The sequence below is a fragment of the Flectobacillus rivi genome (assembly GCF_030056655.1).
Lineage (GTDB): Bacteria > Bacteroidota > Bacteroidia > Cytophagales > Spirosomataceae > Flectobacillus > Flectobacillus rivi.
Genome location: NZ_JASHIE010000006.1, coordinates 365,322 through 379,278, shown reverse-complemented (window position 1 = coordinate 379,278; position 13,957 = coordinate 365,322). Strand labels below are relative to the sequence as shown.

Below are 13,957 nucleotides of genomic sequence, written 5' to 3'. Positions count from 1 at the left end.
AGAATTTTACATCCACAACTCAGCACTTGTAATTAAAACAAAACATTGGTTAAATCAGTAGGCAGAAATCTCAATTTTATGCCTTACCAATTTTCTATTCAATCGTATAAGTATAATTCCCAGCTTTCAAATCAAGGGTAATGGTTCTTGTTCCTGTCAGGTTTGCTGGAATTTTAATGTCTGTTCCATCATACTCAAGACTTAGGTCGGCACCTGTATCGCCCAAATTGATGGTCCAACCGCTATTGGCTCTAAATTTCAAACTACCAACATTGAGTTTAGTGGTTGCTTTCCACACATTTTTGGTGGCATCAAACTGCATCGGAATATCGTTTGACCAATTTGAACCCTCGGGCGCGTCTCCAATGATAGACCATGTCGTTTTGGTGGCGCTCCATGTATTCGTGTTGGTATTTGCTTTGATTAAGAAATAACCATCTCCTGGAACAAACAAGTTTCCTCCGCTTGTATTAATCGTACCTGCTACGTCCGTACCAGTGGTTGTGCTACTCGCCCAACCGTAGGCAATACCATTCCAATCTGGTTGACTTGTTAGTTTAAATTGGCGAGTACCTCCCGAAATCCAAACGTAGCCTTCATAAATACCATTCGAATTTCTTGATGAAATTTTTGGAGCGGTCGCTGGATTCCAACCTTGATAATCGCCCGCTACCCAAAGCGACGGGTAATTGATTACGACAATATAAGGCGTAACGGAAACGGTTAATGTGTTTGAATACAAATCTGCTACCGATTCAGAAATACTCGATTTTACACGAATTTCGAGTTGTCCTACGGTACTTGGTTTTAGACCTTGTAGGATTGCCAACTGGTTAAAATCTGCCGTAGTGTATTTGAATGAAGTTGCATTTCCTAAACTAATCTCTTTAGGTGCTGCAAAGTTGGTTCCTGCTTTGGCAATTTGCAAGGTATATTTTGAGGCAGCACTAAAACCATAATCCGAACGAGCCCATGTCAAAGATACAGTACTATCATTAGCTGTATTTGCCGATAATACATAATTGGTTTGAGTTGAGGTCAATTTAGGTGCTTGTGTCTGAGCACTCATATAGGTTTTTACTTCGTCATTTTCGCAAGCCACAAGACTTTGCAAAAACAAGCCCAAAAAGAGATATTGTATGATTTTTTTCATTGAATTTCCATGTTGAAATACCGAAATTGATTTTTTGAACAGGCTATTATATTTCGGATATCGGATGTTGGATTTCGGAAGTGTAACCTACTTTTTAATATGTATCTTTTAATTCATAAAAGTATTTTCCCAAACTTCCGAAATCAATAATCCTAAATCCGCAATAGTTTAATCCTAGTATCCTTTATTCTGAACAAGATTTGGATTTGAAGAAAGGTCATTAGCAGGAATCGGGAAGATGTTGTATTTATCCTCCACCGAGCGACCGTTGACAGTACCACCCTTCCAAGCCCAGAGATATGCTCCTGTTGTAAATTTCTTAAATCGAACTAAATCGGTTCTACGTTGTGCCTCATAGTATAATTCACGACCCCTTTCGTCCAAAACAAAATCCAACGTCAACTGATTAGACACAATATTACCTGCGGTTTTTCCATTGTAGGCACGAGTACGTAATTGGTTTACCAACGACAAAGCCGTACTCAAATCGCCCCCCGTTCCACCACGTAATACAGCTTCGGCGTAAGTCAAATAGATTTCTCCCATACGGAAAAGTGGGAAATCGATATCAACAAAGTTTCCAGCTAAATCTTGATGAGGGGCTTTTGCTCCTGAACGAGTTTTATTTCTGTATTTTGAAGAAGAATAACCGTCCGTTCCTGTGTACAAATCTGTCATGTCTTTGTTTTGACCAGTCGTATAAAACTGAGCACGCACATCTGTATTGCCAGAAGGGTCAACAAATAAACTCACAAAGTTTTGCGAGTGACGCAAGCCTCCCCAGTTACCATTTGTTCCTGACAAATCTCCTGGTAAAGCCGCTTGTCCGTGGGTCAAATAGGTAGTTCCACCCCAGTTTTGGGTATTGGTACCATCGTAAGCAATCATGAAAATATTTTCCTTGGTATTCAAATGATTGTCAGCAATGGTCAATTCACGATAATTGGTATGCAAACCATAATTCGCATCTCTCAACTTATTACAATAGGTAATAGCGTCAGTGTATTTTGGCGTACCTGTGTACACTTCTGCATTAAGATACAAGCGAGAAAGTAATGCCCAAGCCGCTGATTTTTCAGCACGTGGATACTCGTTCTGTCCCGGTGCAATCAAATCATTTTCGATAGCCTTCAACTCAGATTCGATATAGTTGAATAAATCTTTACGCTGAATTTGCTTCGGAATAGTTGTCCCAATCGCATCGTTTTCTGTGGCAAAAGGCGGATTTCCATACATATCCATCAAAACCCAATATTGATAAGCTCTGATAAAACGAGCCTCAGCACGGTATTTTCTGATGTTATCGGCATCGGTTCCAGTAATACCTCTTTTACTCAAATTGGCATCGGATGACTCGCGAATAAAATCATTACAAAGCGTAATTTGAAAAAACGAGCGATAATACAAACCATTAACAATAGGGTTAATTGCCGACCAAGACATTTCTTTTAGCCCTTTAACTCCTGCATCATTTTGCCAAGTCCAAGCAGCTTCATCGGTGGTGATTTCTTGTAAGTTCCAATACAAACGCAAGAAATCGGAGTTCCCTTCATCTGCAATAATTTGAGAAGGAATATCTGGGCTACCCGTCCCACCAGTGTTACCCGTCAAAGCAAAGGCTGCATATACTTTTGCGAGACCTTGCTTGTATCCTTGAGGTGTTTTGTAAACCGTTTCAGAAGTAATATCATTCGTTGGTAGTAAATCCAAATCGCTTGTGCAGGATGTACCGATGCTTAGTAAAAAAGCGGCAAGCGTTATTTTTATATAGGAAATTTTCATGGAATTATCTTTAAAAATCAAAGTTCAAACCTAAAGAGAATGTGCGTGGACGAGGATACAAATTGCTATCGATACCCGAAGCTACTTCTGGGTCAAGTCCTGTGTATTTGGTAATCACAAATACATTTTGAACACTGGCATTGAGACGTAAATTGACATTGCTATTTTTCATAATTTTACCCAAATCATAGCTCAAATTCGCATTATCCATACGTACAAATGAGGCATTTTGGATATAATAATCGCTCAACAATTGTTGGCTATTTCCTTTGAATCCTGTTGTCAAATAGTTCGTTGAAGCATTGTACAGGACATTATTACCTAAAATTTGGTTTTGTACGCCACTTTGACTGTAGTTGTTGTTATACACATAATTACCCACCGACGAACGCATCACAACTCCCAAATTCCAACGCTTGTAATTGAGTGAGCTACTCAAGCCAAAGAATACTTTTGGTACTGAACTTTTTCCTCTATACAAATCATCTTGGTTGATTACACCATCTCCATTTTGGTCTACAAATACACCTTCCAATGGTTTTCCATTAGCATCATAAACTTGCTTGTACAAATAGAAGGTATTGCGAGAATAACCCACCGAGTTGATGAAAGCAAACTGTCCTCCAATACCGCCTGCGATTCCACCTGAAGGGAAACCAACATAGTTTTGGTCGCCTGGTACTACCGTAAGATTGGTGATTTTGTTTTCGTTGTAAGTCGCATTAAAATCTAAATTCCAAGTCAACTCTCGCTTACGAATAATTTGTGTGCTCACACTAAATTCCACCCCTCTATTTTCCATGCTTCCTACATTGGCAACGATATAAGCCGAGAAGTTAGCCCCAGCAGGTTGTGGAATATTGTTCAATAAGTCTTTGGTCTTTTTTACATAAAAATCGACGCTACCTTTTACACGTCCATCCCAAAAACCGTAATCGATAGCAAGGTTGGTCGAAGCGGTTTCTTCCCATTTACGATTTGCATAAAATCCTCCTGGTCGGTAACCTTGATAATAACTATTACCAAACTGATAAGCGGCATTTGGCGCACTTAAGGCATAATAAGAATAGTAATCATAGTTTCCGATACCATCCTGCTGACCCGTCACACCATAACTTGCACGAAGTTTTAGGGTAGATAAGGTTTCATTTTTCGCAAAAATTCCTTCTTCTTTCAAATCCCAAGCCAAGGCAATGGATGGAAAAAGACCCCAACGATTCGCTGGTGCAAATCTCGACGAACCATCACGACGAAGCGTAGCTGTCAAGAAATATCGGTTGTTAACCGAATAGTTTGCACGACCAAAAAATGAAATCAAGGTATTTTCTGGTTTGTCAAAAGGAAAAGCAGGGTCTGTATTCGGGTACTTTTCGCCACTAGCGGTGTAGCTAGCGTAATTATAATTGGTGGTTAGGTAATTATTGTAAGAATAACCCGCCATTACATCTACACGACTTTTGAGGAAGCGTAAATCTTTGACATAGTTGAGGTAAAATTCTAATAAGGTATTTTGCTTAGTTTGCTTGTAGATATTATTAGTTCCGCCTTTGCCACCTACTACATATCCAATGGCCGAACTGTCGGATACATACACGGTACCTTCGCCTTTAGACACATCATAGCCCAAGTTAAGGTTAGCTCTTAATTCAGGAAGAAAGTGGAATTTATAATCAAACTGGATATTGCCAATACTACGTTGTGGCGTACCTTCATCAAAACGTTGCTCCAACATTCCGAGAGGGTTGCGTCCTGCTAAGTTCATTAAACCTGTTGGTGAGTTACGGTCAAGCCATTCAAAATAGCCACCAAAACGTTGCGGATTTACGGTTGCATAAACGGGTTGTGTTGGGTCAAAACTTACTGCTGCACCAATCGCACCTAAATTTGCGAATCTTGATTTTTGAAGTGAGCCTTTCAAACTTAAATCTACCTTTAAATGGTTATTAAAAAAGGTAGGATTTAATGACAATGCAACAGAAGTACGTTGTAATTTATCCGTCTTCAATACCCCTGACTGTGTTTGGAATCCTAATGAAATACGATAAGGCAATTTTGCCACTTCTCCACCAATACTCAAATTATTATCAGTCATGTGGGCCGTCTGATAAATCACATCTTGCCAATTTGTATTAGCTGTACCTAATAGAGCTTTTTGTGCGGCTGTTCCTTTTTCATTAACAATCGTTCTAAACTGATCGGCACTCAAAACACTTACTTGTTTGGCAACGGTAGAAAGAGAGTTTACAGAAGAAAAATTAATGCGTAAAGCTCCGCTTTTCCCTTTTTTAGTGGTAATAATGATAACGCCATTTGAAGCACGAGTTCCATAAATGGCAGCCGCTGAAGCGTCTTTCAAAACAGTAAAAGTTTCGATGTCGTTGGGATTGATAAAACTCAATGGATTGGATGCACCCGCAATGCCTCCTTCTCCTTCTAAAGGCACACCATCAATCACAATCAATGGATTATTACTGGCACTCAACGATGATCCTCCACGAATACGAATCGTACTACCTGCACCGGGCTGTCCGCTATTAGAGATAATCGAAACGCCTGGCACTTTGCCCGAAATCAATTGCTCTGGGGTAGTAATCGCACCCGTTTGGAAATCTTTAGAGGTAATAGAGGTCACCGAGCCTGTCAAATCTTTTTTACGACTTGTCCCATAGCCCACTACAACGACCTCCTCTAAGGACGTGTTATCTGCTACCAAACTTATATTTAAGGTAGTTACGGCAGAAAACGATTTTTCAACTTTAACATAACCAACCGAACTAATTACTAATATATCTCCTATACTAGCCTTAATTTTGTATTCACCTTTGGCATCAGAGATAGTAGCAGTCTTTTTATTTTTAACTGAAATACTCACTCCGGGCAGCGCTTCGTCTGAAGCATCTGTTACACGACCTGTAATTAATTTGTCTTGCGCATAAGCAAAAATACTGCTTAGCGTACACAGTATTGTCAAGACAGAATACCATAAACTTTTTCTCATTTTTGACTTTATTTATCAATATAGTACTATAAAATATTTTCAAAGTCAAAATTATAGAGAGCTTTAGGTAATTATTTGTGCTATCGTTCCAAACTTTGATGCTATCGTTCCAAATATGCACTCTGTTAGTCATTCTAGGTAAAAATGCCTTACTTTCGAATATCTATTTTTATTCTTTGGTTCTGAAATCAATCAGTCATATATGTCAAAAAGATTCATTTTATTCATTCTTGGAAATATCCTATTATTCTGTTTGCCCAGCCAAATCACGTTTGGACAAAAATGGGATATGTCCTTCAAACATATCAATATCGAGCAAGGGCTTTCCAACAGTACCATCGAATGTATCTATCAAGACAAAAGAGGCTTCATTTGGATTGGTACAAGAGATGGTCTCAATCGTTATGACGGTAAACATATTGTGGTTTATAAAAATGAATCGAACAATCCATTTAGTTTGAGCGACAATTTTGTCACTGCTATAACGGAGGATTCTCAAGGAAATATTTGGATAGGAACGATTGATGGACTGAATCGTTTGGATGAAAAGAAAAATACTTTTGAGCGTTTTTTTTATCAAAAAGAAAACCCTAATAGTCTTGGAAACAATACGATTACCTCTCTATTAAAAGACCATAAAGGACAACTTTGGATTGGAACTCAAGGAGGTATTTTGAATCTTTGGAATAGGGAAAACTCGTTTAAAAAGTATTTCTTGAATAAATCTACACAAGGGCAAATTATGGTTACAAGTCTCTATCAAGATACTGAAAACAACTACTGGATTGGCACAGACAAAGGACTATATTTTTTTGAGCCACACAATGGACATTTTCAATATACAGAAACCATTACAGGCTCTCGCCCTACCGTAAATTGTCTTGCACAAGATGCACAAGGAAATCTGTTGATTGGAACAAATGGTCAGGGATTAATGAGTTTTAATTATCGTTTGGGGTTGAAAAAACGCTTTGTACAGCAAGATTTAAACCCGTATTCACTGGCGAATAATTTGGTAAAATCAATCTGGGTTGATCATAAAAAACAAATATGGATAGGTTGTATCAACGGGGGACTCAATCTATTCGAACCGCTTACGGGTCATTTTACAAATTATCAGCCTCGTCCCGAAAACCCCAAAAGTTTAAGTCAAAGAACCATCTCAGCTTTATTTGAAGATAACCAAGGAAATTTATGGATTGGCACCCATAGAGGAGGAATTAATTTGTATATGTCTCAAGTTCAAAAGTTTCAACTATTTCGTCAACAACCTAACGAAAATAGCTTGAGCTATAATGATGTACGCGCTTTTTGTGAAGACTCCTCTGGGGATATCTGGGTTGGGACAGACGGAGGAGGATTGAATCTTTTTCATAAAAACACTCAAACCTTTGAGCATTTCAAACATAATCCTTTTCAGGCAAATAGTATAAGTTCAAACGAAATTTTAGGTTTGACTCAAGACCATCAAAAACGTCTTTGGATTGCGACTTGGGGAGGCGGATTGAGTTTACTAGAAAATGGTTCTCGTAGTTTCAAGCGATTTTTACAGCAAGAAAATAACCCCAACTCGCTCGGCTCCAATTACGTGCAACAGGTATTCGAAGACCGTCAGCAACGTCTTTGGATTGCTACCTATTATGGCGGTTTGTATCAGTATTTACCCGATGGAAAGTTTGTAAAAATCCTTTATGGGAAAAATCGAAAATCCCAGTTATTGGGCAACAATATTATTTGTTTGAACCAAGACTTACGAGGAAGAATATGGATTGGAACAGATGATGGCGGACTCAATTGCCTTGACCCACAGACAGGCATTTTTTCGCACTATTTCCATAAAGACTCGAAAAAACCAGACATTCGAATCATTTTTGTAGACCGACAAGGGCGCATTTGGGTGGGACATCGAGGACTTTATTTATGGCATGAAAAAGAGCAACAGTTCAGGCTATTCACGACCAAAGCCCATTTGTCGGAGGATTTTATCAAAGGAATTGTTCAAGACGACGAGGATAATTTATGGATTTCTAGTTCAAATGGCATCATCAAATTGAACCCACAAAGCCTTCAAATTCAGCAATATAACTCTGCCGATGGTCTGCAAGGATTGGAATTTGAACCTAATGCGGCTCTACGTACTAAGGACGGGCAGATTTATTTTGGTGGTGTAAAAGGCTTTAATGCTTTTTATCCTCACAAAATCTCCAACAATAACTACATTCCTCCTATTTATTTGACCAGTCTACAAATTTTCAATAAGAAAGTAAGCGTTAGCAAAGATTCGCCTTTGGAAGAGGATATTAGCTATCTCAAAACGCTAGAGCTAAGTCATAAACAGAATACTTTTTCGATTGATTTCGCAGCGCTAAATTTTACAGCTTCAGAAAATAATCAGTATGCTTACAAACTAGAGGGTTGGGATAAAGATTGGATTATAGCAGGCTCCGAAAATAGAGCTTCCTATACCAATGTAAGTCCTGCGAATTATACTTTCATGGTAAAAGCCTCTAATAATGACGGTGTTTGGAATCCTGAAGTGACTATGTTAGAAGTCATTGTCCATCCTCCATTTTGGGCAACTTGGTGGTTTAGGGCTATCGCTTTTATTCTGATGCTGACGGGCATACGTACTTTTTATCAGTTTCGGAGACGTATGGCCATTCAACAATTAAAGGAACAGCAAAAAGAAGAACTTCATCAGGATCAGTTACAGTTTTTCACCAATATATCACACGAATTACGAACCCCGCTTTCTTTAATATTAGGTCCATTGGATAAGCTCAAAAAGGATTTTCCAAGTCCTTTAGCTCTTCCTTATTATGACATGATTCAGCGAAATGCCAAGCGATTATTGGCATTGACCAATGAATTAATGGATTTCCGAAAAGTAGAATCTGGCGCTTTGCAATTGCATGTTATGCAGGGGAATATCAATATTTTCCTGACGGAAATAGCGGAAGAGTTTCAAGATTTGGCAACAGAAAAAGGAATTGACTTCAGGATTCTTCCTACATCTTCTCAACAAACGCAATGGTTTGATAGACAGGTATTAGAAAAAATTGCGATAAATCTCCTTAGCAATGCCTTTAAATATACCTCCAACGGCAAAAAGATTGAAATTCAAATACTGGAAAGCTTAGATAATTTTCAACCTCAATATCAGTCTCAGTTGCGCATTACCAATGGTTTTACCAGTTCTCAAATGCTATATCTCCGTGTGGCGGATCAAGGAATTGGTATTTCTCAGGAATCCATTTCTCAGCTTTTTGAGCGATATTATCGTACCACAGAGTCACATATTGGCTCTGGCATTGGTTTGGCATTTGTCAAAAGTTTGACACAATTACACAAAGGTTCGATTTGGGTAAGTAGCGAACGTGATGCTGGTACAGAAATGTTGATTGGTATTCCTTCGGGGGAAAAAGACTATCTTGAACATGAAAAATGGCTGAGAAATAGAACTCAAATCAGACTAGAAAGTCTTTCTAATTCACTGGAAAGTCAATTTACTGAGCCTGAAATACCATCAAGTTCGTCATTACCACAAGCTTACACCTCCAAAATCTTAATCGTGGATGATAATGACGAATTGAGAACATTTTTGAAAGATGCACTACAAAACGACCATCAAATTGTAGAGGCTGAAAATGGACAAATTGGATACGAACAAGCCAAACGACACCATCCAGATGTGGTTATCAGCGATGTAATGATGCCTGTTATGAATGGGGTTGAATTTTGTAAAAAGCTCAAAACCGATCCACTTCTCAATCATATTCCATTTCTGATGCTCACTGCCAAATCTGCCTCGGATGCGCAATTAGAAGGGGTTGCTTCGGGGGCAGACTATTATTTTGCCAAGCCACTCAGTATCGATATTCTTACCCAAACGCTCAAAAATATTCTCAGTCAACGCCAGAAATTGAAAGAGAAATATGGTTTTGCGCAACTATCAGAAAAAATCCAGCAGATAGATGAAGAGAAAGATCAAGCATTTTTGAATGATTTTCTACTAATTATTCATGAAAACCTTTCTGACCCAGAAATGAATATCGAGTTGATTTGTAATAAAATCGGTATGAGTCGCACCAAACTTTACACCAAAGTAAAAGACTTGACAGGTCAGCCCATTGGTGATTTTATTAGAAGTATTCGTTTGAAAACCGCCCTTCAACTCATGACTGAGCAACAAATGCCTATTGCCGAAGTCATGTATCGTGTAGGTATTCAAACTCAATCTTATTTTACCAAAGCTTTCAAAAATGAGTTTGGTAAAACTCCCATGCAATTTTTGAAGGAGTTGAAGGGGTGAGTGGGAGGCACAAAGGAGCAAAGGCACAGAGGCACAGAGGGGTTAGGGGTGAGGGAACAGGCACAAAGTGGTTTCACTCCCTTCCCTCTTCACATCTAACCACCCTATGCCTTTGCCTCTAGACGCAAGCATTGCGTCTATACTAAAAACCTCTTCGTGCTTTAGCCATTATATGCCTAGCCACTAACCCCTCTTTGTCTGAACCCTCTCCCCTGCCCCCTAACCACTTTGTGCCTTTGTGCCTTTGCCACTAGACGCAAGCATTGCGTCTCTACTGAAAACACTTTGTGCCTTTGCTCCTCTGTGCCTCACCCCTAACCCCTCATATCAAACTATACAACCACTCAACATATCCTTCTTTCCTATTTCAAAGCAAATGCTATCTTGCCAAAATTCTCATTTTGAGTCCGTCTTTATCCTATTAATTCGTTTTTCAAAATGACTAAATCTTATTATAAAACATCTTTAACAGTATGCCATCATTCTTTAAAACACTTCTCGCATCGGCATTGGTAGTATCGAGTCTCGGTTCCATTGCCCAAACTAAATACGAGTGGAAATCGGCAAATACAGCTGGTTACAATTATAAATTTGTAACCAACGACCCGATGAAAGCACGTTTTTATCAACTTAAAAATGGTTTGACGGTCATCCTTAGTGAAAACCACAAAGAACCTCGTATCCAAGCCCTTATTCCAACACGTGCAGGCTCTAACACCGACCCCAAAGATCACACAGGTTTGGCGCACTATTTGGAACACATGCTTTTTAAAGGAACAGATAAATATGGTTCTTTAGATTGGGCAAAAGAAAAACCTTTGTTAGACAAAATCAACGACCTTTACGAACAGTATAACAAAACTACAGATGCTGCAAAACGTAAAGAAATCTACAAAGAAATCGATAAAACTTCGGGCGAAGCAGCCAAATATGCCATCGCTAACGAGTACGATAAAATGATGGCAGCCATGGGTGGACAAGGTACAAATGCCTTTACCTCTTATGAACAAACGGTTTATACTGAGGATATTCCGACAAATGCTATCGACCGTTTCTTAGCGCTACAAGCGGAACGTTTTAGAAATCCTGTATTACGTATTTTCCATACTGAACTAGAGGCAGTTTATGAAGAAAAAAACCGTAGCTTGGACAATGACCCTTGGAAAGTAGAAGAGACGAAATATGCGGCGCTTTTCCCTACGCATAACTACGGTCAGCAAACAACTATTGGTACGATTGAGCACTTGAAAAATCCGTCTTTGATTGAAATCAAAAACTACTTCAACAAGTACTATGTTCCAAACAACATGGCCATTATCATGGTGGGTGATTTTAATTCAGATGAGTTGATTAAGAAAATTGATAAGGCTTTTGCTTACATGCAAACCAAACCTGTTCAAGAATATAAGCCTGCACCAGAATTACCATTGACAGCACCAATCATTAAAGAAGTATTTGGTCCAACTCCTGACAATATCACTATTGCATGGAGATGGCCAGGCGCTGTTAGTCCAAAAGAGCATATCATCGGTACTATCGTTGACGAATTGATGTCTAACTCAAAAGCTGGTTTGATTGATATTAACCTTTCAAAAGCACAAAAAGTATTGCGTGCAAGTTCAAGTCCAGACTGGAATAAGGACTATTCTGTATGGACATTGAGTGGAACGCCAAAGAACGGACAGACTCTAGAAGAAGTACGTGATTTGTTGTTAGGTCAATTGGATTTATTGAAAAAAGGTCAATTCGATGAGTCAATTATCAAAGCTATTGCAGCCAATTATAAATTGAATGCTATCCAGAGTTTGGAAAAAAATGATGCTCGTGCCTACAAACTTTTGAATGATTTTGTGGTATCAAAAGGTATCGATTGGAATGAAACTTCTGCTATGACTGATGCATTGAGCAAGGTTACTAAGCAACAAGTCATTGATTTTGCGAACAAATACTGCGGAAATGGCTATGTAATCGTGTACAAACGTAAGGGCGAAGACAAAAATATCACTAAAGTTGACAAACCAGAAATCACACAAGTTGAAACAAACCGTGAGAAACAATCTGACTTTTTGAAAGCTGTAAACGCGATGCCAATGAAGGATATTCAACCAAAATGGTTGGATTACAATAAAGATCTTCAAAAAGGTAAAGTAGGTCCTGCTGAGGTTTTATATGTAAAAAATGCTGACAACGATTTATTCCGTTTGACATACCGTTTTGACATGGGTAGCTGGAATAGCAAAGTATTGCCGATTGCGTTGCAATACTTGAATTTCTTAGGCACACCAACGATGTCAGCTGAAGAAATCAGTAAAGAGTATTACAAATTGGCGAGCAATTTTACAGCAAACTTTACCGATCACCATATCAATTTGACAGTATCGGGTTTGAATGAAAATTTTGACCGCACTGTATCTTTATTCGAGCAACTGGTTACCTCTGCGAAGGCTGACCCAGCTACTTTCGAATTATTGAAAGGACGTTTATTAAAACAACGTAATGATGCCAAAGCCAACAAAGGTGCAATCTTACAAGGTTTGGCTCAATACGCACAGTTTGGCGCTAAAAACCCTCGCACAGCACTCAATTTCACTAACGAAGAGTTGAAGGCATTGACGGCAGACGAAGTAGTGAATTTCTTGAAAGATTTGTTCAACTTTAAGCATACTGTTGTTTATTATGGTCCAAAATCGTTGGAACAATTGAGCGCTGACCTTTCAAAAGTTCATAAATTCCCAACACAGTTTAAGGCTGATTTACCATTGGTTGCTAATTTTGATCGTATTACACCTTCAAAAACACAAGTTTTGTTTACAAACTTCGACATGGTTCAAGCCGAAATCGACTGGATTCGCCCAACGGTTAAGTTTGACCCAGCTCAAACTCCAGTAGTGGAATTGTTCAATAATTATTTTGGTGGTGGTATGTCATCTATCGTTTTCCAAACAATTCGTGAATCAAAGGCTTTGGCTTATTCAACGTATGCGTACTATTTTACGCCAAATACTAAAGATGAGAAATACTTTTTAGTTGGATACGTAGGTACACAAGCAGATAAGTTGAACGAAGCTATCCCAAGCATGAACGAGTTGTTCAATGTATTTCCAGCCTCTGAGAAGAACTTGGAAACGGCAAAAGAAAGTATGTTGAAAAATTATCAAACAGAGCGTATTACACAAGATGCCATTGCATTCAACTACTTAGCAGCACAAGAAAAAGGCTTAAATTATGACGAGAGATCTAAAATCTTTGAAGCATTAGGCAAGTTAGGATTGGAAGATTTGAAAAAATTCCAAGAAGCAAACATCGCTAATAAGCCTGTTACATACTGTATTGTAGGTTCAGAAAACAAAATCAAAGTAGATGAATTAAGCAAATATGGTGAAGTGAAAAGATTAACACTTGAAGATGTATTTGGTTATTAAAATAATATGCTATTTCATCAAACACAAGTCATCCCAAATTGAGTGATTTAGTGGTTGAGTGAATGAGTGATTCTTTTGAAAAACTAGAAATATAGTATCAAAAAGGCGGTCGAAATTAATTTTTTGATCGCCTTTTTGAGTAAATAAAAATATCTTCTTTCCAAATTAAAGTACGGTACTAAGTTCAATAGTCCAAATTTAGAATCCCGAAAATGGAAAAAGAGTACCTTTCTTAAATATACCAAAATTTGAAATAAGGTATCTTTACAATAATCACTCATTCACTCAAC

The 13,957-nt window shown here is 38.4% G+C and carries 5 protein-coding genes; 2 read left to right on the top strand and 3 right to left on the bottom strand.

The features are described 5' to 3' along the window. Nucleotides 1–94 precede the first annotated feature (94 nt). The 3 genes from QM481_RS11235 to QM481_RS11225 all read right to left on the bottom strand — a co-directional run bounded on the left by QM481_RS11235 (nt 95) and on the right by QM481_RS11225 (nt 5,933). Nucleotides 95–1,153, bottom strand: a complete 1,059-nt coding sequence (locus tag QM481_RS11235) for a SusE domain-containing protein (RefSeq protein ID WP_283381846.1) — start codon at nt 1,151–1,153, stop codon at nt 95–97. 174 nt (nt 1,154–1,327) lie between these two features. Then, nucleotides 1,328–2,935: a RagB/SusD family nutrient uptake outer membrane protein gene (locus QM481_RS11230; protein ID WP_283381845.1), complete on the bottom strand. Its 1,608-nt coding sequence runs from the start codon at nt 2,933–2,935 to the stop codon at nt 1,328–1,330. Between the two features lie 10 nt (nt 2,936–2,945). After that, complete coding sequence (locus QM481_RS11225) at nt 2,946–5,933, bottom strand: SusC/RagA family TonB-linked outer membrane protein (protein ID WP_283381844.1); 2,988 nt, start codon at nt 5,931–5,933, stop codon at nt 2,946–2,948. A gap of 202 nt (nt 5,934–6,135) precedes the next feature. Between QM481_RS11225 and QM481_RS11220 the strand changes: the two genes are divergently transcribed. Both QM481_RS11220 and QM481_RS11215 read left to right on the top strand, forming a co-directional pair. Then, the gene (locus QM481_RS11220) at nt 6,136–10,245 is read left to right on the top strand and encodes a hybrid sensor histidine kinase/response regulator transcription factor (protein WP_283381843.1); all 4,110 of its coding nucleotides are present in this window, start codon (nt 6,136–6,138) and stop codon (nt 10,243–10,245) included. A gap of 473 nt (nt 10,246–10,718) precedes the next feature. Next, the gene (locus QM481_RS11215) at nt 10,719–13,667 is read left to right on the top strand and encodes a M16 family metallopeptidase (RefSeq protein ID WP_283381842.1); all 2,949 of its coding nucleotides are present in this window, start codon (nt 10,719–10,721) and stop codon (nt 13,665–13,667) included. Nucleotides 13,668–13,957 lie beyond the last annotated feature (290 nt).